General features: G+C 71.0%; 27 protein-coding genes. 12 read left to right on the plus strand and 15 right to left on the minus strand.

Annotated elements, in window-relative coordinates; genetic code table 11:
• Positions 1-225: 225 nt before the first annotated feature.
• Positions 226-744, plus strand: a complete 519-nt coding sequence (locus ABR737_RS09290; RefSeq protein ID WP_350249710.1) for a DinB family protein — start codon at positions 226-228, stop codon at positions 742-744.
• Positions 745-899: 155 nt separating this feature from the next.
• Here the strand turns inward: ABR737_RS09290 and ABR737_RS09295 are convergent, their stop codons facing one another.
• The 4 genes from ABR737_RS09295 to ABR737_RS09310 form a co-directional block, all read right to left on the minus strand.
• Entirely contained in the window at positions 900-1,862 is a 963-nt protein-coding gene (locus ABR737_RS09295) for an electron transfer flavoprotein subunit alpha/FixB family protein (RefSeq protein ID WP_350249711.1), read from the minus strand.
• Positions 1,863-1,911: 49 nt separating this feature from the next.
• Complete coding sequence (locus tag ABR737_RS09300) at positions 1,912-2,697, minus strand: electron transfer flavoprotein subunit beta/FixA family protein (RefSeq protein WP_336051523.1); 786 nt, start codon at positions 2,695-2,697, stop codon at positions 1,912-1,914.
• Between the two features lie 212 nt (positions 2,698-2,909).
• The gene (locus ABR737_RS09305; protein WP_350249712.1) at positions 2,910-3,416 is read right to left on the minus strand and encodes a flavin reductase family protein; all 507 of its coding nucleotides are present in this window, start codon (positions 3,414-3,416) and stop codon (positions 2,910-2,912) included.
• Between the two features lie 225 nt (positions 3,417-3,641).
• Entirely contained in the window at positions 3,642-3,974 is a 333-nt protein-coding gene (locus ABR737_RS09310) for a TlpA family protein disulfide reductase (RefSeq protein ID WP_350249713.1), read from the minus strand.
• A gap of 422 nt (positions 3,975-4,396) precedes the next feature.
• Here ABR737_RS09310 and ABR737_RS09315 point away from each other — a divergent pair, with 422 nt between their 5' ends.
• On the plus strand, positions 4,397-5,113 hold the full coding sequence (locus tag ABR737_RS09315; RefSeq protein ID WP_350249714.1) for a lysophospholipid acyltransferase family protein: 717 nt from the start codon (positions 4,397-4,399) through the stop codon (positions 5,111-5,113).
• 75 nt (positions 5,114-5,188) lie between these two features.
• On the opposite strand, the gene ABR737_RS09320 is transcribed toward ABR737_RS09315, so the two are convergent.
• The 5 genes from ABR737_RS09320 to ABR737_RS09340 form a co-directional block, all read right to left on the minus strand.
• Positions 5,189-5,914: a B3/B4 domain-containing protein gene (locus tag ABR737_RS09320; protein ID WP_350249715.1), complete on the minus strand. Its 726-nt coding sequence runs from the start codon at positions 5,912-5,914 to the stop codon at positions 5,189-5,191.
• A 12-nt stretch (positions 5,915-5,926) separates the two neighbouring features.
• A complete protein-coding gene (locus tag ABR737_RS09325; protein WP_350249716.1) occupies positions 5,927-6,505 on the minus strand; it encodes a transglutaminase-like domain-containing protein in 579 nt (192 codons plus the stop codon).
• Positions 6,506-6,590: 85 nt separating this feature from the next.
• On the minus strand, positions 6,591-7,679 hold the full coding sequence (locus ABR737_RS09330; protein WP_350249717.1) for a threonine aldolase family protein: 1,089 nt from the start codon (positions 7,677-7,679) through the stop codon (positions 6,591-6,593).
• Positions 7,658-8,419, minus strand: a complete 762-nt coding sequence (locus tag ABR737_RS09335) for an SDR family NAD(P)-dependent oxidoreductase (RefSeq protein ID WP_350256730.1) — start codon at positions 8,417-8,419, stop codon at positions 7,658-7,660. The genes ABR737_RS09330 and ABR737_RS09335 overlap by 22 nt, the downstream gene beginning before the upstream one ends.
• Before the next feature lie 59 nt (positions 8,420-8,478).
• Positions 8,479-9,876 (minus strand): DUF6421 family protein, encoded by a 1,398-nt coding sequence (locus ABR737_RS09340; RefSeq protein WP_350249718.1) that lies wholly within the window; start codon positions 9,874-9,876, stop codon positions 8,479-8,481.
• A 492-nt stretch (positions 9,877-10,368) separates the two neighbouring features.
• Between ABR737_RS09340 and ABR737_RS09345 the strand changes: the two genes are divergently transcribed.
• The 4 genes from ABR737_RS09345 (at position 10,369) to ABR737_RS09360 (ending at position 13,911) form a co-directional block, all read left to right on the plus strand.
• Positions 10,369-11,052, plus strand: a complete 684-nt coding sequence (locus tag ABR737_RS09345) for a glycerophosphodiester phosphodiesterase (RefSeq protein WP_350249719.1) — start codon at positions 10,369-10,371, stop codon at positions 11,050-11,052.
• 245 nt (positions 11,053-11,297) lie between these two features.
• Positions 11,298-12,179 (plus strand): ABC transporter substrate-binding protein, encoded by an 882-nt coding sequence (locus ABR737_RS09350; protein WP_350249720.1) that lies wholly within the window; start codon positions 11,298-11,300, stop codon positions 12,177-12,179.
• Positions 12,176-13,102, plus strand: coding sequence for an amino acid ABC transporter permease (locus tag ABR737_RS09355; RefSeq protein WP_350249721.1), 927 nt, complete (start codon positions 12,176-12,178; stop codon positions 13,100-13,102). The genes ABR737_RS09350 and ABR737_RS09355 overlap by 4 nt, the downstream gene beginning before the upstream one ends.
• Complete coding sequence (locus ABR737_RS09360) at positions 13,099-13,911, plus strand: amino acid ABC transporter ATP-binding protein (RefSeq protein WP_350249722.1); 813 nt, start codon at positions 13,099-13,101, stop codon at positions 13,909-13,911. Before ABR737_RS09355 ends, ABR737_RS09360 begins: the two co-directional genes overlap by 4 nt.
• A 4-nt stretch (positions 13,912-13,915) precedes the next feature.
• Here the strand turns inward: ABR737_RS09360 and ABR737_RS09365 are convergent, their stop codons facing one another.
• Positions 13,916-14,464 (minus strand): GNAT family N-acetyltransferase, encoded by a 549-nt coding sequence (locus ABR737_RS09365; protein WP_350249723.1) that lies wholly within the window; start codon positions 14,462-14,464, stop codon positions 13,916-13,918.
• 141 nt (positions 14,465-14,605) lie between these two features.
• Between ABR737_RS09365 and ABR737_RS09370 the strand changes: the two genes are divergently transcribed.
• From ABR737_RS09370 to ABR737_RS09390, 5 genes are all read left to right on the plus strand, one after another.
• A complete protein-coding gene (locus ABR737_RS09370; RefSeq protein WP_350249724.1) occupies positions 14,606-14,992 on the plus strand; it encodes a VOC family protein in 387 nt (128 codons plus the stop codon).
• A 114-nt stretch (positions 14,993-15,106) separates the two neighbouring features.
• Complete coding sequence (locus ABR737_RS09375; protein ID WP_350249725.1) at positions 15,107-15,727, plus strand: DUF5134 domain-containing protein; 621 nt, start codon at positions 15,107-15,109, stop codon at positions 15,725-15,727.
• A gap of 212 nt (positions 15,728-15,939) precedes the next feature.
• Positions 15,940-16,875: a M56 family metallopeptidase gene (locus ABR737_RS09380; RefSeq protein ID WP_350249726.1), complete on the plus strand. Its 936-nt coding sequence runs from the start codon at positions 15,940-15,942 to the stop codon at positions 16,873-16,875.
• Between the two features lie 123 nt (positions 16,876-16,998).
• Entirely contained in the window at positions 16,999-17,736 is a 738-nt protein-coding gene (locus ABR737_RS09385) for a phosphatase PAP2 family protein (RefSeq protein WP_350249727.1), read from the plus strand.
• Complete coding sequence (locus ABR737_RS09390) at positions 17,733-18,440, plus strand: HAD family hydrolase (protein ID WP_502964300.1); 708 nt, start codon at positions 17,733-17,735, stop codon at positions 18,438-18,440. Before ABR737_RS09385 ends, ABR737_RS09390 begins: the two co-directional genes overlap by 4 nt.
• A 64-nt stretch (positions 18,441-18,504) precedes the next feature.
• Here ABR737_RS09390 and ABR737_RS09395 read toward each other — a convergent pair whose 3' ends face one another.
• The 5 genes from ABR737_RS09395 to ABR737_RS09415 all read right to left on the minus strand — a co-directional run bounded on the left by ABR737_RS09395 (position 18,505) and on the right by ABR737_RS09415 (position 24,016).
• Positions 18,505-18,903: a VOC family protein gene (locus tag ABR737_RS09395; RefSeq protein WP_350249729.1), complete on the minus strand. Its 399-nt coding sequence runs from the start codon at positions 18,901-18,903 to the stop codon at positions 18,505-18,507.
• 148 nt (positions 18,904-19,051) lie between these two features.
• Positions 19,052-21,271 (minus strand): NADP-dependent isocitrate dehydrogenase, encoded by a 2,220-nt coding sequence (locus tag ABR737_RS09400; protein WP_350249730.1) that lies wholly within the window; start codon positions 21,269-21,271, stop codon positions 19,052-19,054.
• Between the two features lie 246 nt (positions 21,272-21,517).
• A complete protein-coding gene (locus ABR737_RS09405; RefSeq protein ID WP_350249731.1) occupies positions 21,518-22,129 on the minus strand; it encodes an Rv1352/Rv1906c domain-containing protein in 612 nt (203 codons plus the stop codon).
• Between the two features lie 201 nt (positions 22,130-22,330).
• Positions 22,331-23,170 (minus strand): DUF3761 domain-containing protein, encoded by an 840-nt coding sequence (locus tag ABR737_RS09410; protein ID WP_350249732.1) that lies wholly within the window; start codon positions 23,168-23,170, stop codon positions 22,331-22,333.
• Positions 23,171-23,377: 207 nt separating this feature from the next.
• Positions 23,378-24,016 carry a hypothetical protein gene (locus ABR737_RS09415; protein WP_350249733.1) on the minus strand — a complete coding sequence of 213 codons (639 nt, stop codon included), beginning with the start codon at positions 24,014-24,016 and terminating at the stop codon, positions 23,378-23,380.
• A gap of 695 nt (positions 24,017-24,711) precedes the next feature.
• Here ABR737_RS09415 and ABR737_RS09420 point away from each other — a divergent pair.
• Entirely contained in the window at positions 24,712-25,653 is a 942-nt protein-coding gene (locus ABR737_RS09420; protein WP_350249734.1) for a hypothetical protein, read from the plus strand.
• The last annotated feature ends 20 nt before the right edge of the window (positions 25,654-25,673 follow it).

Here is a 25,673-nt window from a genome sequence, read left to right on the forward strand (position 1 = left end):
CTCCCGGTGCGTACGCCCGCCGATCGAGCGTTTTCCGCTCAACGGAATCAACAATCCGTATAGCGAAGTTAACTGGGTCGGTTCGCCGAGGTCAACACCCTCTCCCGTGGCGGCGCAGGTCACGGGCCCATGGAGTGCCCCCTACAGCCGCGTAGGAGGCATCTCCTTACGGCCGGGCCGGAAACCCCATGGCGGGTCCGCAGCCGCCCCGTCAGACTCCCCCTCATGACGTGGATCGCACCCCCCATCGAACGCAGAGAACTCCCGACCGCGGCCGGCGAACGGGAGATGCTGCAAGGCTGGCTCGACTATCACCGCGACACCCTGCTCGCCAAGTGCGCGGGCCTGACGCCCGACCAGCTCGTCGAGGCGAGCGCCGCACCCTCCACCCTCACGCTGCTCGGTCTGGTACGCCACATGGCCGACGTCGAACGCACCTGGTTCCGGGTGCGCTTCCTCGGGCAGCGGATCGGCGATCTCTACTTCACCGGGGACGACCCGGACGCCGACTTCCACGACGCGGACCCGGCCGGCGCGGAGCGTGATGTCGCCGTCTTCCGTGCCGAGATCGAGGCATGCGACAAGGCGGTGGCGGACCGCGGGCTGGACGAGACCTTCACCACGCGCCGGGGACGCACGCTCAACCTGCGCTGGATCTATGTCCACATGATCGAGGAGTACGCCCGGCACAACGGCCACGCGGACCTGCTGCGCGAACGGATCGACGGGGCCACGGGCGACTGACGGCGCGACACCCGGCCGGTGCCGGCGGCGCGACCCCTGGCCGCCGGCACCACCACGGCACCCGTCCGCGGGTGCCGCCACAGCACGAGGCCCCGTACGCACCGCGCGTACGGGGCCTCGTGCGAGGGCCGGAGCCGGGCTCCGGCGGGACGGCGTCAGCCCTTGCGGGTCTTGACCTCGTCGGTGAGGGCCGGGACGACGTCGAAGAGGTCGCCGACCACGCCGTAGTCGACCAGCTCGAAGATCGGCGCCTCTTCGTCCTTGTTGATGGCGACGATCGTCTTCGAGGTCTGCATACCGGCGCGGTGCTGGATCGCACCGGAGATGCCCGCCGCGATGTACAGCTGCGGCGAGACCGACTTACCGGTCTGGCCGACCTGGTTGGTGTGCGGGTACCAGCCGGCGTCCACCGCGGCACGCGAGGCGCCGACGGCCGCACCGAGCGAGTCGGCAAGCGCCTCGATGACCGGGAAGTTGTCGGCGCCGTTGACGCCGCGGCCACCGGAGACCACGATCGCGGCCTCGGTCAGGTCCGGGCGGCCGGTCGACTCGCGCGGGGTGCGCGAGACGATCTTGGTGCCCTTGGAGGAGTCGGCGACGGTCACCGCGAGCTGCTCGACCGTGCCGGCGGCCGGGGCGGCCTCCGGGGCGGCGGAGTTGGGCTTGACGGTGATGACCGGGGTGCCCTTGGTGATGCGGGACTTGGTGGTGTACGAGGCCGCGAAGACGGACTGCGTGGCCACCGGGCCCTCGTCGCCGGCCTCGACGTCGACGGCGTCGGTGATGATGCCGGAGCCGATGCGCAGCGCGAGGCGGGCAGCGATCTCCTTGCCCTCCGCGGAGGACGGCAGCAGCACGGCCGCCGGGGAGACCGCGTCGTAGGCGGCCTGCAGCGCGTCGACCTTGGGGGCGACGAGGTATTCGGCGAACTCGGGCGCGTCGGCGGCCAGCACCTTCACGGCGCCGTGCTCACCGAGGATCTTCGCGGCGTCCTCGGCGTTCGCACCGAGGTGCACGGCTACCGGCTCGCCGATGCGGCGGGCGAGGGTGAGCAGTTCGAGGGTGGGCTTGCGGACGGCGCCGTCCACGTGGTCGACGTAGACAAGGACTTCAGCCATGGGATTGCTCTCCTGCGGGAAGAATGAGGGCGGGGGTAAGGACTGCGGCTCAGATGAACTTCTGGCCCGCGAGGAACTCGGCGAGCTGCTTGCCGCCCTCGCCCTCGTCCTTGACGATCGTGCCCGCGGTGCGGGCCGGACGCTCGGTGGCGCCGTCGACCTTGGTCCAGGCGCCCTCGAGGCCGACCTCGTCCGCCTCGATCTCCAGGTCCTCCAGGTCCAGGGACTCCACCGGCTTCTTCTTGGCGGCCATGATGCCCTTGAAGGAGGGGTAACGCGCCTCGCCCGACTGGTCGGTGACGGACACGACGGCCGGCAGCGCGGCCTCCAGCTGCTCGGTGGCGGTGTCGCCGTCGCGGCGCCCGGTGACCTTGCCGCCGTCGACGGACACCTCGGAGAGCTGGGTGACCTGAGGAACGTTCAGGCGCTCGGCGAGCAGCGCGGGCAGCACACCCATCGTGCCGTCGGTGGAGGCCATACCGCAGACGACCAGGTCGTAACCGGTCTTCTCGATGGCCTTGGCCAGCACCAGCGAGGTGCCGAGCGCGTCGGTGCCGTGCAGGTCGTCGTCCTCGACGTGGACGGCCTTGTCGGCGCCCATCGACAGCGCCTTGCGCAGCGCGTCGTTGGCGTCCTCGGGGCCGACGGTGAGAACCGTGATCTCCGCGTCGTCGGCGGCTTCCTTGATCTGCAGGGCCTGCTCGACGGCGTACTCGTCGAGCTCCGAGAGCAGACCGTCCACGTCGTCACGGTCGACGGTCAGGTCCTCGGCGAAGTGCCGGTCGCCGGTGGCGTCGGGCACGTACTTCACACAGACAACGATCCTCAGGCTCACGCCGGCTCTCCTACCTGCTTCGTCTCTTCAGAACTGCCTTGTGCTGGCAGCATAGGCGCCTGTCGGGGCGGCTCCCGGTCGGTTGCGGTTCCCCACGCCGACCGCCATATTACTCGCCAGTACATCGACTCTCCCGCCCCGAAGCAAGGCCACCGAAATGTGACCTTGCCAACGGCCCTCACCGGGGAACGACCCAGCGGAACGGGAACCCGTCAGTCCCGCAGCGCGTTGAAGCGGCCCTGGTGGTAGAGCAGCGGACGGCCGGGCCCCGCGGGGTCGCCGACGACGGGCCGGGCGAGCACGATGCGGTGGTCACCGGCCGGTACCCGCGCCACGACCTCGCACACCAGCCAGGCCAGTACGCCGTCCAGGAGGGGCACCCCCTCGGGGCCGGTGCGCCAGGACGTGGCGGGACCGAAGCGGTCGGCGCCGCTGCGCGCGAAGGTGGCGGCCAGTTCCTGCTGGTGCTCGCCGAGTATGTGGACGCCGATGTGTTCGGCCTCCGAGACGGCCGGCCAGCTGGAGGCACCGGTGCCGATGCCGAACGAGAGCAGCGGCGGGTCCGCGGCGACGGAGGTGAGGGAGGTGGCGGTGAAGCCGACGGGGCGGGAGCCGTGCGCGGTGATCACCGCGACGCCGGCGGCGTGCTGCCGGAAGACCGAGCGCAGCAGCTCGGGGGAGGCGGTACGTGGCGTGCCGAGGCCGGGCGAGGCCGTCATGGAATTGTCCTTCTGCTGTGGTGTACGAGCCCGGGAAGAGCCGCCGACGGCTGCGCAGCGGTCGGCGGCGATGGTGTCGTCGCTGCTCACACGCCTGGACAGCGGGCGCTGGCAGTCCGCAGAAGATCGACGTGGGCGCGTCCGTACAGAGGGGTTCCTGGCCGCATCACGTCAGAGTGACGATGTGTGACCCACAGCGTCAAGAGCCGCCCGCCATCTGGGAGATCAATCACGGACCGCCGCGCCCAGCGCCGCGATGACATCGGCCTTCCGGGGCTGCCCGGAGGCGCGGCGCACGATCGCGCCGTCCGCGTCGAGCACCAGCACCGTGGGAGTGCGCAGCACCTTCAGGTGGCGTACGAGGTCCAGATGGTCCTCCGCGTCGATCTCGACATGGGCCACCCCCTCGACCATGCCGGCGACCTCGGCCAGGGTGCGCCGGGTGGCCCGGCAGGGCTGGCAGAAGGCGCTGGAGAACTGCAGCAGGGTGGCCCGCTCCCCCAGCTCCGCGCCGATCTCGGCGGCCCCGAGCCGCGCCCCGTCGTCCCGCTTGTGCACCTTTCGGCCTCCCCTTACGGCGTCGGTGCCACATGCCGAACGCGCTCGCCGCCGCGAGCACCGCGATGCACACCATGAGTCCAGTCGTCGACGGGTGCAGCGTTCACGGGACCGCAAAGATTCCCCGGCGGGAGCCGCAGCCGCCGGGGGTCGCGGCCACCGGGTGTGCCCTCGCGGCAGCCCTTCTCCACGCCTCTCCACGGCGCCTTCGGCTGCTGCCCGGGGTACGGGAGGTATGTTCTGCTGCGGAGAGCGGCCGGCTGAGCGGGTCTCCACGTGACAAGAATCTCCCGGTCCTGGCGGCCGACGCGCTGGCCGCCACGGCCGACATCGGGCACGATCACCCGAAAGTCGCAGTTACGACTGCGTAGGCTTCCGCCGGGAGAACCCTCCCCAGGCGTGGAAAAGGGGTCCTCCGGACAATGGCAGAGCTCGTCTATCCGCCGGTGATCGGCGCCGCCCGCACCCTCTTCAAGGCGCTCGATCTGAAATTCGACATCGCCGGGACGGACCATATTCCGCGCCGTGGCGGGGCGGTTCTGGTGAGCAATCACATCGGGTACCTGGACTTCGTCTTCGCCGGACTGACGGCGCGTCCCGCCAAGCGGCTGGTGCGCTTCATGGCGAAGGAGTCGGTGTTCCGGCACAAGGTGTCCGGGCCGTTGATGCGCGCGATGAAGCACATCCCCGTGGACCGTGCGCAGGGGATGCACGCCTACAAGCACGCACTGTCCGCCCTGCGTTCGGGCGAAATCATCGGGGTCTTCCCCGAGGCGACGATCTCCGAGTCCTTCACCCTGAAGACCTTCAAGTCGGGTGCGGTGCGGCTGGCCCAGGAGGCCGGGGTGCCGCTGCTGCCGGTGGCGCTGTGGGGCACCCAGCGGCTGTGGACCAAGGGCCACAAGCGCGATCTGGGCCGTCACCACCTCCCGATAACGATCCGGGTGGGCGAGCCGATGGAGGCCGATCCGGCCGAGCAGGCCGAGAAGATCACCGACCGGCTGCGGGCCCGGGTGCAGGACCTGCTGGAGGCGGCGCAGCGGGCCTACCCCGTACGCCCCAAGGACGCCGAGGACACCTGGTGGATGCCGGCCCACCTCGGCGGCACGGCGCCCGCCGCGCCCGGCACCGCCGGATAGCGAACCCGGCGGCCGGAGCGCACCGTCGCCGCGACGCGCCCGGGGCGGCCGGTCCGGCGGGTCCGGCGGGCCCGCTCACGGGGTCCAGATGTCGCCGACCTCGATACGGGCGCCGGGGCAGGCCTGCTGCAGCGTCTCGGCCAGCTCGGCGCCCGCGGCGGTCAGTGCGTCGAGGGGCAGGGGAGCCATCCGCTCCAGCAGGAAGAGGGCGCTGACCGAGTCCTCGGTGAGGCGGGTGCGTACCCCCTGCCGCCAGTTCCAGCGGCGGCAGGTGACGCCCTCGTCGTCACACCAGACCACCTCGCCCGCATCGGGGTGCTCAACGGTCTCGGCGCCGCCGGCCGCGGTCACGAACGGCTCGTCGCCGGTGGCCCGCACGAGCCGCATACCGCCCTGGATACGGTCCAGGTCCTCGCCGCCCACGGGGAGGAGATGGGCGACGCTGAGGGCGTTGTAGAGGTCGACGAGGCGGTTGATGCGGGGCAGACCGCCGTCCGCGAGCGCCCGTCTGGCCAGCGCCTCGGCGGAGTTGCGGGTGCGGGAGGGCTTGCTGCCGAAGGCGGTGTACGCGGCGCGCCAGGCGGCGAGGTGCGGATCGTCCTGCGGGGCGCGTCCGTCCAGCCGCCCGGCGAGGCGGCGGGTGGCCTCGTCCAGGAGCGCCGCGCCGGCCTCGTCACTGGGCCCGTTGGTCAGCCCGTGGGCTTCGACGGCGAGGTAGCCGAAACCGGGCGCCAGGTCCCGCACCTCGTCGGAGACATGCAGGCGGCAGGTCGTGCCGGAGACGTGCGAAGAGCTGGGCATCGGGGCCGTTCCTCAGAGATCGGTGGGGAGCATCTGCCAGAGGTGAGGCCGGTCGACGGCCTCCTGGAGGCATTGCAGCACGGCCGGGTGCGGTTCAGCAAATAGCACTGGGTAGTCCACTTCGTTGCACTCAGGGCGCACAGGGAAGGCCAGCTGCTCACGGTCCAGGCGGAACCGTGCGTCGACGCCCGGCTTGTTGCCCCGCGGATCCTGCCGCGCCCAGCGATCCTCGCCGGGCAGCCGGACGGCGATCAGACCGTGGACGGTGTCGAGCTTCTGGTAGCACAGCCCGGCGGGGATGCCCTCCGCCCGCAGCAGGGCCACCAGCGCATGCGTCTTGGCGTAGCAGATGCCGGTGCGCAGCGCGAGCACGTCCGAGGCGCGCCAGGTGACGCGCGGGTCACCGGAGTCCGCGCTGTGCGGGATGGCATCGCGGACGAACTCGAAGGCGCCCTTGGCGTATGCGTATGCATCGGGAGCTTCGGCGGCGAGGGCGGCGGCAGTGGCCCGGACGTGCGGATGGTCATGGTCGATGACCTCGTCGGCCGCCAAATAGGCAGAAATTTCCGGGGCGTTCTGGATCAGTTCCATACCCGGGGAACGTAGCGATGCGCCCGGCCGAGAGTCAATGACTTTTCGGTCGGGCGCATAGCTATTCAGGCGAGGCGGCGCCGGGCTAGCGGCCCATCTCCTCGCGGAGCGCGGCGAGGAAGCCGTCGACGTCCTCCTCGGCGGTGTCGAACGCGCACATCCAGCGCACCACACCCGCCGACTCGTCCCAGAAGTAGAAGCGGTAGCGCTTCTGCAGCCGCTCGCTCACCTCGTGCGGCAGCCGGGCGAACACGCCGTTGGACTGCACGGGGTAAAGGATCTCCACCCCGCCGATCTCCCGCACCCCGGCCGCCAGCCGCTGCGCCATGGTGTTGGCGTGCCGGGCGTTACGCAGCCACAGGTCCTTGGCGAGCAGCGCCTCCAGCTGGACGGAGACGAAGCGCATCTTGGAGGCCAGCTGCATGGACAGCTTGCGCAGGTGCTTCATGGCGCGCACCCGGTCGGGGTTGAGCACGACCACGGCCTCACCGAAGACAGCGCCGTTCTTCGTGCCGCCGAAGGAGAGGATGTCGACGCCCACGGCGTAGGTGAACGCCCGCATCGGAACATCGAGCGTCGCCGCGGCGTTGGCGATCCGCGAGCCGTCGAGGTGCACCACCATGTTGCGCTCGTGCGCGTGTTCACAGATCGCCCGGATCTCGTCGGGTGTGTAGACCGTGCCGAGCTCCGTGCTCTGGGTGATCGAGACGACCTGCGGCATGGCGCGGTGCTCGTCGTCCCAGCCGTACGCCTCGCGGTCGATCAGCTCGGGGGTGAGCTTGCCGTCCTCGGTGGGCACGGTGAGCAGCTTGAGCCCGCCGATCCGCTCGGGCGCGCCGCACTCGTCGACATGGATGTGCGCGGACTCGGCGGCGATCACCGCACCCCAGCGGTCGGTCACGGCCTGCAGGGCGACGACATTGGCGCCGGTGCCGTTGAACACCGGGAACGCCTCGGCGCGCTGCCCGAAGTGGCTGCGGAAGACCCGCTGCAGGTGCTCGGTGTACTCGTCCTCGCCGTAGGCGACCTGATGGCCGCCGTTGGCAAGGGCGAGCGCGGCGAGCACCTCGGGGTGGGCGCCGGCGTAGTTGTCGCTGGCGAAGCCGCGTATCTCGGGGTCGTGATGCCGCCGGGCGTCGGTCTTCGCTCCGGTCACGGCTCGGGGGTCAGCCACAGACGCTGTCCATTCACTTCCTGGGCGGGCCGGCTCCAGACCCCGGCGATGGCCTCGGCCAGCTCCGTGACATCCGTGAAGCCCGCGAACTTGGCGTTCGGTCGCTCGGCGCGCATCTGGTCGTTGACGAGCGCCTTCACGATCAGGATCGCAGCCGCGGCGCGCGGTCCCTGCTCACCCCCCGACTTGCGGAAACCGTCCGCCATGGCGAGCGTCCAGGCCTCGGCGGCGGCCTTGGAGGCGGCATAGGCGGCGTTGCCCCCGGTGGGCTTGCCGGCGCCGGCCGCGCTGGTGAGGAGGAAGCGGCCGTTGCCGCTGCGTTCGAGGGCTTCGTGGAAGGCGAGCGAGGTGTGCTGGACGGTGCGGACCAGCAGCTTGTGCAGCATGTCCCAGTCCGCCAGGTCGGTCTCCGCGAAGGTGGAGGAGCCGCGCCAGCCGCCGACGAGGTGCACCAGGCCGTCGATCCGGCCGAACTCCTTCTCCGTACGAGCCGCCCATTCGCGGGTCTGGTCGATGTCGAAGAGGTCGACGGTGTCCCCGATCACCGTGGCGCCGCCGTGGGCGTAGCGGGCCGCGTCCACGGCCTCCGCCAGCCGCTCGGCGTTCGAGTCCGAGCCGACCACCACCGCACCCGCTTCGGCCAGTCGCAGCAGGGTCGCGCGGCCGGCCGGACCTGCCGCGCCCGCCACCGCGATGACCGCACCCTCCAGCGGCCCCTGGCCGCCCGTCGAAGTCACCATCTTCGTCGCCTCCTCGTCCTGCTCCTGGACGGCCTGCGGCCGGGTGTTCCGGTCGTTCGTCATGCCGCCGCCAATTCATCGCTGTGGGCCGTGATGCCCTTGGTGGATGCGATCACAGTGCGCAGCTTCTTGGCGAGCGCCTCGTAGAACATGCTCAGCGGGAACTCGTCGGGGAGCACGTCGTCCACGAGTTTGCGCGGCGGCTGGTCGAGGTCGAGAGCGTCGGGGCCCTTGGCCCAGACCGAGCCCGGGTGCGGTGCGAGGTAGGTCGAGACGAGGTCGTACGCGGCGAACCAGTGGACCAGCTTGGGCCGGTCGATGCCGTCGCGGTAGAGCTTTTCGATCTCGCCGCACAGCTGGTTGGTGACCTTGGGCGCCCGCTCCCAGTCGATGTGCAGTGTGTTGTCCGTCCAGCGTACGACGTCGTGCTTGTGCAGGTACGCGAAGAGCAGCTGGCCACCGAGGCCGTCGTAGTTGCGGACCCGGTCGCCGGTGACGGGGAACCGGAACATCCGGTCGAAGATCACTGCGAACTGCACGTCGCGGGCCTGGGAGTACCCCTCGGCCTCCAGCTTCACGGCCTCCTTGAAGGCGGTGAGGTCGCAGCGCAGCTCCTCCAGGCCGTACATCCAGAACGGCTGGCGCTGCTTGATCATGAACGGGTCGAACGGCAGGTCACCGTGGCTGTGGGTGCGGTCGTGCACCATGTCCCACAGGACGAACGCCTCCTGGCAGCGCTCCTGGTCGGCCAGCATCTCGCGGATGTCCGCGGGGAGTTCGACGCCCAGCGTCTCGATGGCGGCCTCGCTGACCCGGCGGAAGCGGGCGGCCTCGCGGTCGCAGAAGATACCGCCCCAGCTGAACCGCTCGGGGGCCTCGCGCACGGCGATGGTCTCCGGGAAGAGCACCGCGGAGTGGGTGTCGTAGCCGGCCGTGAAGTCCTCGAAGGTGATGCCGCAGAAGAGGGCGTTGTCGTAGCGGGTGCGCTCCAGCTCGGCGAGCCAGTCCGGCCAGACCATGCGCAGGACGACGGCCTCGAAGTTGCGGTCCGGGTTGCCGTTCTGGGTGTACATGGGGAACAGCACGAGGTGCTGGAGGCCGTCGGCGCGCTGCTTGGCGGGCTGGAAGGCCAGGAGGGAGTCCAGGAAGTCCGGCACCCCGAAGCCGCCGTCGGCCCAGCGGCGCAGGTCGGCGACGAGGGCCTGGTGGTAGGCGGCGTTGTGCGGCAGCAGCGGGGCGAGTTCCCCGACGGCCGCGGCCATCTTGTCGACCTCGGCGCGGACGGCCTCGGCGGTGGGCGCGCCCTCCGCCGCCAGGTCTATGGAGCCGTCCTTGGACTGCCAGGGACGGATGGTCTCGACCGCGTCCTTGAGCACGGGCCACGCCGGGTGCGCGACCACGCTCTCCGCGGCCGTGGTGGCCTCACGGACACCCACAGGCGAAAGAATTTCCGTCATGACTGCCCTCCGGCGATAGATCGTGTTGTCAGAACACGGTAACCAGCCGAGGATGGCCCGCTCAAGGGGAGTCGTTGAAAATTATTCTGCCGACACCCCGCCTTGGCGCACTTTTTTCCTGTCAGTGACAGCCTGGACGGCACTTCCTCCCAGCAATGCCAAGGGTTTCGGCGGTTCCTCCGGCACCTTCCACGGCAGGGAAACCCCCGAACCGTGTGGCATATGCCATACGGCCCGGGGGCCGCCGCGGACCGGCCGGCCTGCGGCGCGCCGTCAGCGCGGCAAGGACTCGCCCACGCGAGGGTGAGGCGGTCTGAAGCCGGATATGGCGGGTACCCGTACTGGACACACCGCGGTCCGGTCCGGCAGCCCGTTTTCCGCCGGTCGGTCCCGTTAGGCTGTGCGCCATTTCGTAGCGCCGTTGCCGACACCCGACGGTCGGCACGTGTACGGAGCCGACACCAGCACCGAGCCGACAGAAGCGAGGCAGCCTTGTCCTTTCTCACCATCGGACACCGCGGGATGATGGGCGTGGAGCCGGAGAACACCCTGCGGTCCTTCGTGCGCGCCGAGCACGAAGGCCTCGATGTCATCGAACTCGATCTGCATCTGAGCAAGGACGGCGCGCTCGTGGTGATGCACGACGCGGATGTGGACCGGACCACCGACGGCGCCGGCCCGATCGCCGAGCGCACCCTCGCCGAACTCCGCGAACTCGATGCCGGCCGGGGCGAGCGGATCCCCGTCTTCGAGGAGGTCGTCGACGCGGTCAAGGCGCCGTTGCAGGCCGAGATCAAGGACGTGGCGGCCGCGCAGGCGCTGGCCGAGGTGATGCGGTCGCGCGATCTGGTCGGCCGGGTCGACGTGATCTCCTTCCACGACGAGGCGCTGGCCGCGATCCGGACCCTGCTGCCCGGCGTACGGACCGCGCTGGTCGGCAGCCGGTACGGCGCGGACGTGGTCGACCGTGCGCAGGCCGTCGGCGCGACGATGCTCTCGCTGAACATCCGCCGGCTCACCCTGGAGCTGGTCGAGCGGGCGCATGCCGCGCATCTGGAGGTCGTGGGCTGGACGGTCAACACGCATGATCAGCTGCGCCTCGCGCGCGGGCTCGGTCTGGACGGTGTGGTGACCGACCAGCCGGAGATCCGGCGGGCGGTCCGCTTCACGGCGTGAGGCGGCACCGGTTCGCGACGTGAGGCGGTGCAGGTTCGCGGCGTGAGGCGGCGTGGCACGAGGTGAGCAGGGAGGGGCGCACCGGCTCTTCGGGCTCTTCGGAATTCTCGGATTCTTCGGGCTCTTCGGGACCCACCCGGCGACCGGGAAATGTGCAGTTCACAGCGCCGCAATGCATTTCCACCATGCGGACGTTTCCCGCAGTGATCTCGACAGACGGCCTCGGGCCCTGCCACTCTCCCGCCATGCGCCTCGCCAACCGCCCTCTCCGCCTTGCCACTTGCGCCACCGTCGCGCTGCTCGCCGCGGCCGTCGGCTGTGCCCCGCAGGACGAGTCCCCCGGCGGCCCGCGGGCCGCCGGGCAGGGCAAACAGAGCTGTGACCGCGGCAAGCTGGCCACCGTGGCGGACGGCAAGCTCACGGTCGGCACCGACAAGCCCGCCTACGCACCCTGGTTCCAGGACGACGACCCGGCCAGTGGCACGGGCTTCGAATCGGCCGTCACCTATGCCGTCGCCCGCCAACTGGGCTACGGCAAGGACGCGGTGCGCTGGCAGACCGTGCCGTTCGCCAACGCCTTCGCGCCCGGCCAGAAGAAGTTCGACTTCGACGTCAACCAGGTCTCCATCAGCCCCGCACGCAAACGGGCCGTCGCCTTCTCCTCGGGCTACTACGACGTGCGCCAGGCGGTCACCGCCCTCAAGGGCTCCCGGGCCGCGCATGCCAAGAGCATCGCCGCCCTGCGTCACCTCAAGCTGGGCGCGCAGGTCGGCAGCACCAGCCTGGACGTCATCAACGACACCATCCGGCCGGATCAGCCGCCCGCCGTGTTCCAGAAGAACGACCTCACCAAGTCCGCGCTGAAGAACGGCCAGGTGGACGCGATCCTCACCGATCTGCCGACGGCCTTCTACATCACCTCGGCGGAGGTGAAGGACGCCGAGGTCGTCGGGCAGTTCGCGGCCACCGGCGCCGACGAGGAGCAGTTCGGCCTGGTCCTGGACAAGGAGAGCCGGATCACCGGGTGTGTGACGGCCGCGGTGGATGCGCTGCGCAAGAACGGCACCCTCGCCGCGCTGGAGAAGAAGTGGCTGAGCGACGCCGTATCCGTCCCGGTGCTCAAATGACGTACGGAGAAGGCGTGTCGAAACTCCGAACGGCACGGGACGGAGCCGATGGCGGGCCCGTTGACCGGGCCGATGACGGGTACGTGCCCTCGAAGCGGCGGATCGAGCGGGAGCGCTTCCGGCGGGCCAGGACCCGGCGCGCCACCACCGTGGCCGCGCTGAGCACTCTGGTCACCGCCGCCGTCCTCTACCTCGTCATCACCCGCTCCCCCGGCTGGCCGCGGACCCGGGAGACATTCTTCAGCGCCGAGTACGCCGCCAAGGCGCTGCCGAAGGTGCTGGAGGGGCTGCTGTTGAATCTGCGGCTGCTGGTGGTGTGCGGGGCGGCGGTGCTGGTGCTCGGGCTGCTGCTGGCGGTGGCCCGGACGCTGCGGGGCCCGGTGTTCTTCCCCCTGCGCGCCCTGGCCGCCGCGTACACCGACTTCTTCCGCGGCCTGCCGCTGATCATCTGTCTGCTGATGGTGGTCTTCGGAGTGCCGGCGCTGCGGCTGCAGGGCGTGACCACCGATCCCGTGCTGCTCGGCGGCTCCGCGCTGGTGCTGACGTACTCGGCCTATGTCGCCGAGGTCTTCCGGGCGGGCATCGAATCGGTGCACCCCTCACAGCGGGCCGCGGCCCGGTCGCTGGGCCTGTCCAGCGGCCAGGCGCTGCGCTTCGTGGTGCTGCCGCAGGCGGTACGGCGGGTGGTGCCGCCGCTGCTGAACGATCTGGTCTCGCTGCAGAAGGACACCGGTCTGGTGTCCATCGCGGGTGCGGTGGATGCCGTCTACGCGGCGCAGATCATCGCCGGCAGGGACTTCAACTTCACGCCGTATGTCGTGGCCGGGCTCGTTTTCGTGGCGCTGACGATCCCCATGACGCGGGGCACGGACTGGATCACGGCCCGCATGGACCGCAGGCGCGCCCAGGGAGGACTCGTATGAGCACGACGGACGACGCCCCGCGGCCGGCCGACGAGGCGGCCGGGACGGCGGCGCCCGGCGGCGGTCCGGTGCTGCGGCTGGAGTCCGTGCGCAAGACGTACGGACGCGGCACGGTCGTGCTGCGGGATGTGGATCTGGCGGTCCCGCAGCACACCGTGACGGCGCTGATCGGGGCCTCGGGGTCGGGCAAGTCCACGCTGCTGCGCTGCGCGAACCTGCTGGAGGAGATCGACGACGGTGCGATCTTCCTGGACGGCGCGGAGATCACCGATCCGCGGGCGGACGTGGACGCGGTGCGCCGCCGGATCGGCGTGGTCTTCCAGGCCTACAACCTCTTTCCGCACATGACCGTGCTGGACAACATCACGCTGGCGCCCCGCCGGGTGCACGGGGTACCGCGCGCCGAGGCGGAGGCGCGGGCCCGCGAGCTGCTGGACCGGCTCGGGCTCGGCGGGCGGGCCGGGGAGTACCCGGACCGGCTCAGCGGTGGTCAGCAGCAGCGGGTCGCGATCGTCCGCGCGCTGGCCGGGCGGCCCCGGCTGCTGCTGCTCGACGAGATCACCGCGGCGCTCGACCCCGAGCTGGTCGGGGAAGTGCTCGGCGTGGTCCGCGATCTCAAGGAGGAGGGCATGACGATGGTCATCGCCACCCATGAGATGGGCTTCGCGCGGGAGGTGGCCGACCAGGTGTGCTTCCTGGACGGCGGGGTGGTGGTGGAACGCGGGACGCCGGACCAGGTCTTCGGGGACCCGCAGCAGGACCGCACCCGGCAGTTCCTGCGGCGGATCATCCAGGCGGGACGGCTGTGAGCGGTCAGGAGGCGACCGGCCGGCCGAGCGGCTTGACCAGCAGTTCGAACTCCAGGTCGGCGCGCTGCGGAATGCCGAAGCGCTCATCGCCGTACGGGAACGGGGTGAGCTGCCCGGTGCGGCGGTAGCCGCGGCGCTCGTACCAGGCGATCAGCTCGTCGCGCTGGCGGATGACGGTCATCCGCATCTCGTCGGCGCCCCAGAGGTCCTGGGCGGTGCGCTCGGCCTCCGCGAGAATCACCTTGCCGAAGCCGCCGCCCTGGAGCTCCGGGCGCACCGCGAACATCCCGAAGTACACGTGGTCCCCGCGGTGTTCGAGCTGGCAGCAGGCGATCAGGGCGTCCTCCCGCTCGGCGATGAGCAGCCGGCCGGTCTCGGCCCGCACCACGGCGGCTACGCCCTCCGGGTCGGTGCGCTGTCCCGCCAGCAGGTCCGCCTCCGTCGTCCAGCCGGCCCGGCTCGCGTCCCCCCGGTACGCCGACTCGATGAGGTCGACGAGCCCGGGGATATCGGCGTCGTGGGCGGCACGGAAGGTCAGCTCGCTGGTGGGCATGGTGTGCGAAGTCCTCTCAGGGCCGGACGAAGGGCTGAGCGGAGGCTAACAAGCGGCATGGACGTCATGTCAGGGCCATTCGTCATGACCTTCCGGCGGCAGCGGCCCGGTGCCGGGCCTCCGGCGGCGTAGGGTCCTGCCATGGTGCACGTACTGAGCAGCAGGGTGCTGTTGCGGCCGTCCGACCCCGAGCGGTCGCGGGCGTTCTACGGCACGGCGCTGGGTCTGGAGACCTACCGGGAATTCGGTACGGGACCCGAGCGCGGCACGGTCTACTTCCTCGGCGGCGGCTTCCTGGAAGTCTCCGGCCGGGCCACGGCTCCGGCCACCGACACCCTCCAGCTGTGGCTCCAGGTGGCGGACGCGACAGCGGCGCACCAGGAGCTCCTGGCGCACGGGGTGGAGGTGCTGCGGCCGCCCGTGAAGGAGCCGTGGGGGCTCGTCGAGATGTGGATCGCCGACCCGGACGGCCATCGGATCGTGCTGACGGAGGTTCCGGCGGACCATCCGCTGCGCTACCGGCCCTGAGTCCGAGAGGCCGCACGCTCCCCCTCCGTGCGTCCGTGCGCTCCCGTGTGCCGGGGCCCGGCCGGGCATTCTGCACCCGATCCGTGGGACAGGCGGTACTCGGGGAGGTGGGCCGTGCACGCACCGCCGTTGGTCGGCTGGCTGCTGGTGCTGCTGTGTGCCGCGGCCGGTGCGTACTGCCTCGTCCGGGCGCGTACCGGGCCCGACGCGTACCGGGAGGATGCCCGCGGCGAAGGCCTGATGGCACTGGGCATGGCGGCGATGGCGCTGCCCGCGTCGGCCGTGACTCCGCCCCCGTGGTCGCCCTGGATGTTCACCGCGGCCTTCGCGGCGGCCGGGGTGTGGGCGCTGGCGCGGCGGCATCTGCACCATGCGGTGGGCACGTTCGCCATGGTGTACATGGCGCTCGCGATGGCCGTGCCGCCGGATCGCATGGACGCGGCGGGGGGCGCGGTGGGCCAGACGGGGTCAGTGGGGTCGATGGGCTCCATGGCGTCGATGAGCTCGATGGGGCCGGTGGAGTCGACGGGCGCAATGGGAGCGATGGGTGGGATGCAGCATGCCGGGCCGGGTGGGGTGCCGCTGCTGACGGGCCTGTTGCTCGCCTACTACACGGTGTATGTGATCGCTGCCGGCGTCCGGCTGGTGCCGGCGGACGCGGGACCGCCCGCTGTGCTGCGGGCCTGCCGGGTGGCGATGGGCATCGGGATGCTGGCGATGCTGCTGGCGCTGTGAGCGCGGGGCGGTGGCAATGCTCCTGTGTACGGCTGACCGCGGGTGCGGGTACGGGTACGGGTGCGGCCTGCGGGACGTCGGTGCGCGGGAGACGCAGGAGGGCGCGGGGGGTACGCGGGGGTGCGCCGTTCACACCCGTGACGTGGGTGGTATGGGTCACATACCGGGCCTGGCTGTACCTACGAGTAGCCGCACGCTCATAGGCTGACGGCATGATGGTCCCTCTCGCGCTGATGATTCTCGGCGTGCTGGCCGCGGCAATGGCGCCGCGCCTGATGGCCCGCTCCGACTGGCCCGACCGCGAGCCGGTGCTCGCCCTGTGGGTGTGGCAGTGCGTGGTGGCCGGTGTGCTGCTGTGCTGTGTGCTCGCGATGTCGCTGAGCGCGGCCGCCGCCTGGGAAGCCGTCCGCGGCCCGGTGTTCGGCTTCGCCCCCCGGGTGGTCGTCGAGGCCTATGCGCTCCAGGGGTACGGGCCGTGGGCCGGGGCATTGGCCCTGCTGCTGGCGGGCGGCGGCGCCTGGACGGCCGTCACCCTGACCCGCGAGGTACGCGCGGCGCGCACCCGTCGCCGCCAGCGCCGGGCCGAACTCCTGCGCCGCGCACCGCTGCTGCCCGGCGAGGAGCCCCGCCAGGAGCGTCTGGTCGTCCTGGAGGGTGACCGCCCGGAGGCCTGGTGGCTGCAGCACTCCTCGCCCCAACTGGTCATTACCACCTCGGCGTTGCGACGCCTGAAGGGCCGTCAGCTCGATGCGCTGATCGCCCATGAGCAGGGCCATGCACGGGCCCGGCACGATCTCCTGCTGTACAGCGCCTCCGCACTCGCCGTCGGCTTCCCGCAGATCCCGGTCTTCGCCGCGTTCCGCGATCAGGTGCACCGGCTGGTCGAGCTGGCCGCCGACGATGTGGCCTCGCGCCGCTTCGGGCGGCTGACGTTCGCCCTGGCCCTGGTCGAACTCAACGAGGACCGCGGTGTGTTCGGCCCCTGCCCGACGCAACTCGCGCAGGTGCCCCAACGGGTGGACCGGCTGCTGGCCCCCGCGCCCCGCTTCTCCCCCGGCCGCCGGCTCCGGATGACGGCGGTGGCGACGCTGGTGCCGGTCGTGCCGCTGCTGGTCACCTTCGTCCCTGGCCTGCGGGCGCTGACGTAGGGCACGGTTCCTCGCCCGGGGCACGGGTCATGGGCCGAGGCGCGGTTCCTCGGCCGGGTGGCCGGCCATGAGCCGGGGCGCGGGTCCTCGCCCGGAGCGCGGGTCATGGGCGAGGATCGCCCCATGCCGTCGACGCCGCTCCCCACCGCCCGTACGTCCGCCGTGGACGACGACAGCCGCCGGGCATCCGCCCGTCTCCTCCCCTGCCTCTCGTGTGCCGTACTGTGCACGCTCCTCTACGGGCTGCTGCTCGTCCTCGTCGTGGCCCGCTGGGGTCCCTTGATGTCCCTGGACGCGGCCTTCGCCGGCACACTGCACCGGACGGCCGTGACCGCGCCCGGCTGGACCGGGCTCATCCGGGTGTTCAGCGACTGGGTCTGGGACCCGTGGACGATGCGCGCGGTGCTCGCGGGAGCGGTCTTGCTGCTCGTACGGCGTGGCGAACGCCGGCTCGCCCTCTGGGTGGCGGCCACCGCGCTCCTCGGTACGGTGCTGCAGCAGGCGATGAAGGCGCTGGTCGACAGGGACCGCCCCGTCTGGCCGGACCCGGTGGCCTCCGCACACTACGCGGCGTTCCCTTCCGGTCATGCGCTGTCCGCGCTGGTCGCGGGCGCCCTCGTGCTGTGGCTGCTGCGGCTGGCCGGGGCGCGTCCGCTGTGGCGCTGGACTGCCCGGGCAGTGGTCACGGTCTCGGTCGCCGGTGTCGCCTTCACCCGGCTGTATCTGGGCGTGCACTGGCTGTCGGATGTCGTCGGGGGCTGGCTTCTGGGCGGGGCCCTGGTGGCCGGATCCGCGACGGTGTACGGCGTTCACCACACCCCCCGGACGGAGGTGCCCGGCACGGCGCCGCGGGCAGAATGACGGTCATGACGACAACCAAGGGTGTGCTGTTCGACTTCTCCGGAACCCTGCTGCGTATCGAGCCCACCGAGTCATGGCTGCGTGCGGCGCTCACCGCTTCCGGCACGACCATGGACGAGGCCGAGTTCGCCCGCTCGGCGGCCGCGCTGGAACGGGCCGGCGCGCTCCCCGGCGGCTCCTCGCCCGTCGAGGTCCCCGCCGAACTGGCCGGTCTGTGGGAGATCCGCGACTGCGAAGCCCGCCACCACCGGGCGCTGTACACCGGCCTGGCCCGTCAAGTGCCGCTCCCCGACCCGGAGTTGCACGACGCGCTCTACGACCGCTCCAGAGCGGCGGAGGCCTGGCAGCCCTACCCCGACGCCGCCGAGGTGCTTGCGGAGCTGCACCGGCGCGGCATCCGTATCGGCGTCCTGAGCAATATCGGCTGGGATCTGCGGCCGGTGCTGCGCGCCCACGGCCTGGACCGCTATGTCGACATCTATGTGCTGTCCTACGAACACGGCATCCAGAAGCCCGACCACCGGCTCTTCGCCCTCGGCTGCCGGGAGCTGGGGCTCGACCCGGCAGCTGTCCTGATGGTCGGCGACGACCGCACGGCCGACGGCGCCGCCACGGCGCTGGGCTGCTCCTTCCTGCCGGTGGACCATCTGCCGGTGGACCGGCGCCCGGACGGGCTGCGGCCCGTGCTGGACCTCGTGGGCTGAGCCCGTGCCCGAGCGCGCGGGCTGAGCCCGTTCCGGACCGCGTGGGCTGAGCGGCCGGGGCGGGTCAGACCGCTGCGCGCGGCCTTAGCCACTGCTGGAGCTCGACGATGTTCCCGTCGGGGTCCTTCAGGTGGGCGACCCGCATCCGGTCCGTCATCGGAGCCGGGCCGTGTGCGAGAACGGCGCCGCGTCCGGTGAGCTCCGCGCAGCAGCCGTCGAGGTCGTCGACGCGCAGGACGACCAGGGACCGGTATCCGTCCGGCACCGCCCCCAGCTCACCGAGCACCGCGGCCATCTGTGCGCGCTCCTGCAACGCGATACCCGCCGAGCCGTCGGCGCAGCTGAACTTGGCGTACGGGCCCTCGGGTGCCTCGAACTGCGGCTCGAGGCCCAGTACGTCACGGTAGAAGCGGTAGCAGCCACGGAAGTCCGTGACGAGCAGGCGGACTTGGGTGAGTTCCATCGGTGTACCCCCGTGAGTGATGGCCGGTCGGCGTGCGGGCCGACGCTACGCCTTCACGGGGCACCGCGGCCCCGCTGCCCGCGGAAAGAGGAACCGCCCCGGCCGGCAGGGCGCCGGCCGGGGCGGAAGGGCTTCCGCGGTTACCGCATCAGCTGAGGGTCGCGAGGGCCTGGTTGAGGGCCTTCGACGGGCGCATGACCGCGGAGGCCTTCGCCACGGACGGCTGGAAGTAGCCGCCGATGTCGGCCGGCGAGCCCTGCACCGCGATCAGCTCGTCGACGATGGTCTGCTCCTGCTCGGTCAGCGTCTTGGCGAGTGCCGCGAACGCCTCCGCGAGCTGGGTGTCGTCGGTCTGCTTCGCCAGCTCCTGCGCCCAGTAGAGGGCCAGGTAGAAGTGGCTGCCGCGGTTGTCGATGCCACCCAGCTTGCGGCTCGGCGACTTGTTCTCGTTGAGGAAGGTGCCGGTGGCGCGGTCGAGGGTGTCGGCGAGCACCTGGGCGCGCGCGTTGCCCGTGGTCTGCGCCAGGTGCTCGAAGCTGACCGCGAGCGCCAGGAACTCGCCCAGGCTGTCCCAGCGCAGGTAGTTCTCCTTGACCAGCTGCTGGACGTGCTTGGGCGCGGAGCCGCCGGCACCGGTCTCGAACAGCCCGCCGCCGTTCATGAGCGGGACGACCGAGAGCATCTTCGCGCTGGTGCCCAGTTCGAGGATCGGGAAGAGGTCGGTCAGGTAGTCACGCAGCACATTGCCGGTGACCGAGATCGTGTCCTCGCCGCGGCGGATGCGGTCGAGGGAGAACGTGATCGCGTCGACCGGCGACATGATCTCGATCTGCAGGCCCTCGGTGTCGTGCTCGGGGAGGTAGGCCTTGACCTTGGCGATCAGCTGCGCGTCGTGCGCACGGCCCTCGTCCAGCCAGAACACCGCCGGGTCGCCGGTGGCGCGGGCGCGGGTGACGGCGAGCTTGACCCAGTCACGGATCGGCGCGTCCTTGGTCTGGCACATACGGAAGATGTCGCCGGCGCCGACGACCTGCTCGAGGACGGCGTTGCCGTTCTCGTCGAGGACCCGGACGGTACCGGTGACCGGGATCTCGAAGGTCTTGTCGTGGCTGCCGTACTCCTCGGCCTTCTGCGCCATCAGGCCGACGTTCGGCACCGAACCCATCGTCGACGGGTCGTAGGCGCCGTTCGCCCGGCAGTCGTCGAGGACGGCCTGGTAGATGCCGGCGTAGCTGCTGTCGGGGAGGACCGCGAGGGTGTCGGCCTCCCCGCCGTCCGGGCCCCACATGTGGCCGGAGGTGCGGATCATGGCCGGCATGGAGGCGTCGACGATGACATCGCTCGGCACATGCAGGTTGGAGATGCCGCGGTCGGAGTCGACCATGGCGAGCTCCGGGCCCTCGGCGAGCTCGGCGTCGAAGGACGCCTTGATCTCCGCGCCGTCGGCCAGCGACTCCAGGCCCTTGTAGATGCCGCCGAGGCCGTCGTTCGGGGTGAGGCCGGCAGCCGCAAGCGACTCGCCGTACTGGGCGAACGTCTTCGGGAAGAAGGCGCGGACCACGTGGCCGAAGATGATCGGGTCGGAGACCTTCATCATCGTGGCCTTGAGGTGCACCGAGAACAGCACGCCCTCGGCCTTGGCGCGGGCGACCTGCGCCGTAAGGAATTCGCGCAGCGCGGCGACCCGCATCACGGAGGCGTCGACGACCTCGCCCGCGAGGACCGGTACCGACTCACGCAGGACGGTGGTGGAGCCGTCGTCGCCCGACAGCTCGATGCGCAGCGAGCCGTCGCGGTCGATGACCGCGGACTTCTCGGTGGAGCGGAAGTCGTCGACGCCCATGGTGGCGACGTTCGTCTTCGAGTCGCCCGTCCAGGCGCCCATGCGGTGCGGGTTGGACTTGGCGTAGTTCTTGACCGACGCGGGCGCCCGGCGGTCGGAGTTGCCCTCCCGCAGGACGGGGTTGACGGCGCTGCCCTTGATCTTGTCGTAACGGGCGCGGATGTCGCGCTCCTCGTCGGTCTTCGGGTCGTCCGGGTAGTCGGGCAGCGCGTAGCCCTGTTCCTGCAGCTCGGCGACCGCGGCCTTGAGCTGCGGGATCGAGGCCGAGATGTTCGGCAGCTTGATGATGTTCGCGCCGGGCGTCTTGGCTAGCCGGCCGAGCTCGGCGAGGGCGTCCTCGATGCGCTGGCCCTCCTCCAGGCGCTCGGGGAAGCTCGCGATGATGCGCCCGGCCAGGGAAATGTCACGGGTCTCCACGCTGACGCCGGCCGTCGACGCGTATGCCTGGATCACAGGCAAGAACGAATACGTCGCCAGGGCCGGGGCCTCGTCAGTGTGGGTGTAGATGATGGTCGAGTCAGTCACCGGGTGCTCCGCTCCACGTCTGCAACATTGCTCGACATCAAGATATCTCGTGACCGGCCCCCTCTCGACAGGACCCCGCCCCGGACAAGAGTGGAGGAATGGGTTCCGATCGGAGGCGGCCGGGGGAAATGGCTGCTCGGCCGGGGGGGCGGGCGCGCTGTTTCGGGGCCGCCCCGGCAATCGAACGGGGCGGTACGGCGACGGGGCGCGGCCGCGGAGGGCCGCGCCCCGGGCAGCGGCGGCCGGTCACCGGACCTGCGTCCACTCCCTGCAGCCGTGGGTCTCGAACGTCTCCCCTTGATGGATGGTGACGCGGGCCGGGCCCCGGGAGGTGCCCTGGGCGATGATGCTGTCCGGCCCGCTGCCGACGCCTTTGGCGCGCGCGCAAGAGCACAGCGGGGCATCGGACGGGTCGGGGCCGGCGGTCCGGTAGGTGCCGGCGGCGATGCCGTCTCCTACGAGATAGCTGCCCTGGCCGACCACGGCGGCCGGGCCCGCGGGCACCGGCGCCTTCTCCGCGGCCTTCGCGGCGCTCTTCGGCTTCTCCCATTCGGCCTTGGCGGTCGTGGCCGTTTCGGCCGTCTTGTTCGTTTCGGCTGTCCTGGCTGTGATGGTGCCCGTGACGGTGGGGGCGGGCTTCGTCCGGGGCTTCTTGGTGCCGTTGCCGTCGTTTCCGACAGCGGCACCGAGCCCGACGACGAGGAGCGCACAGGCCATGCCCACGGCGATCCGGAGTGCGGAGTGCCGGCTCTTCGGTGGCTGCGCGGACGGCGGCGGCACGGATGGCGACGACACGTACGGGAAGGTGTACAGGAGGGGCTGCTGACCGAACGGCGCGGGCTGCTGCGAGTGCGACATGCGCAATCCCCCATTCCTCTGTGATGGTGTCGTGAAGACCGCCCATTGCCGTCGAAGGTTGTACGGCCGAGCCTCCGCACGCGCCGCGCACCTCTCACCCGCCATCGGACCTGGTCCGGGCCACCCCACGGCCCGGGACTGCCCCCGGCCCGGCCACGCCGGCCCCGCACCCTGGTCCGGCCGCCCTGGCCCTGGCCGCCGTCAGGCCGGAAGGCTTCTCAGCCAGACGGCGACCCCGTGGTGGTGGCTGCAAGTGCCTCGGCGGTGCGCGCTGTAGCTGTACGTCCCGTCGTTGCATTGCGCGGACGCGCCTGCCGGTGCCTGCTCCTGCCCTCCGCTGCCGCTCGTGGAACTGCTGCCGCCCCCGGAACCCCCTCCGGTGGTTCCGGCACCGCCGGAGGAGCCGCCCCCGTCCGTACCGGAACCATCGGAGGAGCCGCCCCCGTCCGTGCCGGAACCACCGGAGGCCGCGGAACCACCGGACGTGGACCCGCCGGAGGAGGAACCGCCCGAGGACGCCGGACCGTCAGTCGTGGCGGAATCATCCGCAGTGGCGGTTTCCTCGGTGTCGGTCGGTTCATCCGTGGGCTCGGGCGCGTCGGCGCCGCTCGTGGACTCCGTCGCGTCAGGTTCGTCGCAGCTCTCATCGGCCTTTACGACGGCGAACGTCAGCGTGTCGGTGTCGTGCATGACCGACCCGGCAGCCGGCTCCTGATCGCAGACCTGCCAATTCCGGTCCCACACCTGCAGGCGTTTGCGCGTGGACAGATCCCGGCTCTTGAGCAGGGAGATGCCCTTACGTTGCGCGGCATCCTGCGCTTCCTGCAGATTCTGGCCGGTGTAGTCCAGCACCATGAGGGTGTCACTTTGGCTGCCGGATGCATCGGAGACGGACGTGGCGGCGGACGACTTCGTCTCGTTGTCGCCGTTCATCAGGTTGACGCACCCGCCGACGAGCAGCACGAAGACCGCAATGACCGCACAGCCGAGCCGCGTGTTCTTCTTGTCCTCCGGCGACATCGGCCCTCGGTTTCCCGTCATATAGCCCCCCGCCTTGCGACTGCACACTCTCCTGCGTGCATGGCCCTGCCCACGGTCGCGAGCCGCCGCCCGGCTGAAACCGGAGAGGCAAGTGGTGTAGCGCGTGATGCCGGCGTCAGGTGAGGCAGGCGCGACGCCGGCCTCACGCCGGACGGCGAGGCCCGCCGCTCCACGGCCGCGACGGGGCCTCCTGCCGCTTCAGGCCGGTCAGAAATTGCCGTTGGCGAGCATTTCGCCCTTGGCGTCGTAGATGGTGACGAGGCCGTTCTTGGACGTCTTCCAGTCGGCGAAGGCGGAGGCGATCAGCTTGCCTTCGCTCTGGTGGGGGCCCAGCATCCCGCCGGTGAAGTCGGTGTAGATGTCGACCGAGTCGAGGATGTCGTTCTGCTCTTCGGCGCCCTGGACTTTGGTGACGTGCCCGATGGCGGTCTTCTCGTTGGCACCTCCGTGCTTCACGACGAAGGCCTTGAACCGGTCGGCCGGCGACTCGGGGGCCGCCTTGGGCTTCCCCTCGGGCTTCCCCTTGGGCTTCTCGTCCGCCTTGGCCTCGGCCGCCTTGGCGTCATCCTTCGCCTTCCCCTTTGCCGGGGCGCCGGCGGCCTTGTCGGGCTTCGCGGGCTCGTCGGCCCGGGTGGTGGCGTCACTGCCACCCATTGCGGCGGCGATGACCCCGATCAGGACGAGCGCACCGAAGGCGCCGCCGCATCCGATGCCGACCTTCGCTCCGGCGCTCCTCTTCTTCGGGGGTGGCGGCGGCGCATACATGCCGACCGGCATCGGCTGCTGCGGGTGCTGCGGGTGCTGCGGGTGCTGCTGCCCAGGCTGGTCCGGATACTGCTGATTCATCACGATCCCCCCAAGGTGTCTGGAACCGGGAGAGTATCGAGTGGTTGAACATCGAAATAGATGAAGTGAAGAACCTGTGATGATGTCGTGACCAAACCGGGTTGGCCGCCGCTCAGGGCGCAGGCTCGGTGCGTTCCGCGCCACCACGTCCGGCACCTCCCGGCCGTGGGACGCGATCGCCGAGCGGACCTACGGCACAACCGGCCGGTCTCCCCGGGGAGCGCACCACGCCCCCGGGCGCCCCTCGCATGAGCTTTATCACCAAAGGAATGTGCGCCACCGCGCCTCAGTGAATAGTCTTCTTTCTCAAGTCAGCACTTCATGACCGAAGTTGACAGTCGGCTTGCACAGGCCCATGTACCCCCACGTACAGGAGATTCCGGTGATTGCCCCTCAAGGTCGCCTCGGGCTTTCGCCTACGGACGAGACAGCGCCTCGGCACGGACCTGATCCAGGGCTCACGGACACCACCCCCGGGCCCCGCCGGCGTTCCCGCCGCCTCACCCCTCGAGCACGCCGGGCCTCCGAGGCCTGCCGTCCCCCCGGCCGTTCGCCCAGCACGGCGTACTCCCCCCTATGTCGGCGTCCGCCACGGCGAACGCCCACCCGGAGGCCTGAACAGTGCCTGCTCACACCGCCCCTGCGCACGGTGAGGAACTGCCTCCCTCACCCGAGAAGACCGTGACGGGGCAGCCGTGAGACGCCAGCAGGCCTTCGACCGGCATCCGGCACGGGACGACTCCCGGTTGCGCGCGGTCGTGGAGGACGCCGCCATGGGCCGATGGGAGAGCGCACGCGAACTGCTGGCCGCGACCGGTGCCGACTGGGACCGCCGTATCTTCCGCCTCCAGGTGCTCGCCCGCGCGGGGGCCCGGCTCACCTTCGCCGACACCTGGGCGCAGGCCGAACCGCGTTCGCCGCATGCGCTGGCCCTCCTCGCCACCGTCCAGGCCCTGCGCTCGATGGCCGGTCCACGGGGACAGGGCAGCGGCACGGAGATGGAAGAGGCCTGGGAGAGCTGCCATGCCGCCGCTGACACCCTGCCCGCCGATCCCACGCCCTACGTCGTCATGCTCGCCCTGCTGCGCTACCACTCCCCCGACCGCGACCGGCAGTGGCGGGAGACCGTGCAGAGCGTGTGGCAGGAGGTCGAGGCACGCGACCCGTGGAACAGGGAGGCGCACCACGAAATCCTCACCTACATGTTTCCGGACTGGCACGGCGTGGCGGGCGAGATGTTCCACTGGGCGCAGGAACGGTGCGCCCATGTCCCCCGCGGGATGCCGTTGCACGTCTTGCCGCTGGTCGCGCTGGCCGAGTCGCACCGCACGCGGATGAAGAAGGAAGGGCACCGGTACGGCCTGACGGTCCATCCGTGGACGGACAACCCGTCGACCCAGCAGGCCTGGGCGAACTGGTGGACCTACCGGGCCCCTTCCCTGCCGCACGCCGCCTTCCACGAGGACGCCAACTACCTGGCTCACGCACTGTCCTTCGCGAATCAGCACCGGGCGGCGGCCGAGGTGTTCGACGCCATCGGCCCGTACGCCACGGATGTGCCGTGGAGCTACTGCGGGGACGCCCAGCAGCTCTTCACCCGTCACCGGAAGTGGGCGGTGAAGGGGGCCGCACCCTAGCGACCGAGGCCGAGCAGACC

Origin of the sequence: Streptomyces sp. Edi2, from assembly GCF_040253635.1 — a bacterium.
Classification (GTDB): domain Bacteria; phylum Actinomycetota; class Actinomycetes; order Streptomycetales; family Streptomycetaceae; genus Streptomyces.

Coding starts and splice junctions, on each gene's coding strand:
- ABR737_RS09410 (WP_350249732.1), bottom strand. CDS start 23,170: ATGACGGGAAACCGAGGGCCGATGTCGCCGGAGGACAAGAAGAACACG.
- ABR737_RS09390 (WP_502964300.1), top strand. CDS start 17,733: ATGACGGTCATGACGACAACCAAGGGTGTGCTGTTCGACTTCTCCGGA.
- ABR737_RS09395 (WP_350249729.1), bottom strand. CDS start 18,903: ATGGAACTCACCCAAGTCCGCCTGCTCGTCACGGACTTCCGTGGCTGC.
- ABR737_RS09355 (WP_350249721.1), top strand. CDS start 12,176: ATGACGTACGGAGAAGGCGTGTCGAAACTCCGAACGGCACGGGACGGA.
- ABR737_RS09385 (WP_350249727.1), top strand. CDS start 16,999: ATGCCGTCGACGCCGCTCCCCACCGCCCGTACGTCCGCCGTGGACGAC.
- ABR737_RS09360 (WP_350249722.1), top strand. CDS start 13,099: ATGAGCACGACGGACGACGCCCCGCGGCCGGCCGACGAGGCGGCCGGG.
- ABR737_RS09405 (WP_350249731.1), bottom strand. CDS start 22,129: ATGTCGCACTCGCAGCAGCCCGCGCCGTTCGGTCAGCAGCCCCTCCTG.
- ABR737_RS09315 (WP_350249714.1), top strand. CDS start 4,397: ATGGCAGAGCTCGTCTATCCGCCGGTGATCGGCGCCGCCCGCACCCTC.
- ABR737_RS09290 (WP_350249710.1), top strand. CDS start 226: ATGACGTGGATCGCACCCCCCATCGAACGCAGAGAACTCCCGACCGCG.
- ABR737_RS09305 (WP_350249712.1), bottom strand. CDS start 3,416: ATGACGGCCTCGCCCGGCCTCGGCACGCCACGTACCGCCTCCCCCGAG.
- ABR737_RS09320 (WP_350249715.1), bottom strand. CDS start 5,914: ATGCCCAGCTCTTCGCACGTCTCCGGCACGACCTGCCGCCTGCATGTC.
- ABR737_RS09335 (WP_350256730.1), bottom strand. CDS start 8,419: ATGGTGACTTCGACGGGCGGCCAGGGGCCGCTGGAGGGTGCGGTCATC.
- ABR737_RS09340 (WP_350249718.1), bottom strand. CDS start 9,876: ATGACGGAAATTCTTTCGCCTGTGGGTGTCCGTGAGGCCACCACGGCC.
- ABR737_RS09325 (WP_350249716.1), bottom strand. CDS start 6,505: ATGGAACTGATCCAGAACGCCCCGGAAATTTCTGCCTATTTGGCGGCC.
- ABR737_RS09380 (WP_350249726.1), top strand. CDS start 15,940: ATGATGGTCCCTCTCGCGCTGATGATTCTCGGCGTGCTGGCCGCGGCA.
- ABR737_RS09295 (WP_350249711.1), bottom strand. CDS start 1,862: ATGGCTGAAGTCCTTGTCTACGTCGACCACGTGGACGGCGCCGTCCGC.
- ABR737_RS09365 (WP_350249723.1), bottom strand. CDS start 14,464: ATGCCCACCAGCGAGCTGACCTTCCGTGCCGCCCACGACGCCGATATC.
- ABR737_RS09415 (WP_350249733.1), bottom strand. CDS start 24,016: ATGAATCAGCAGTATCCGGACCAGCCTGGGCAGCAGCACCCGCAGCAC.
- ABR737_RS09350 (WP_350249720.1), top strand. CDS start 11,298: ATGCGCCTCGCCAACCGCCCTCTCCGCCTTGCCACTTGCGCCACCGTC.
- ABR737_RS09370 (WP_350249724.1), top strand. CDS start 14,606: ATGGTGCACGTACTGAGCAGCAGGGTGCTGTTGCGGCCGTCCGACCCC.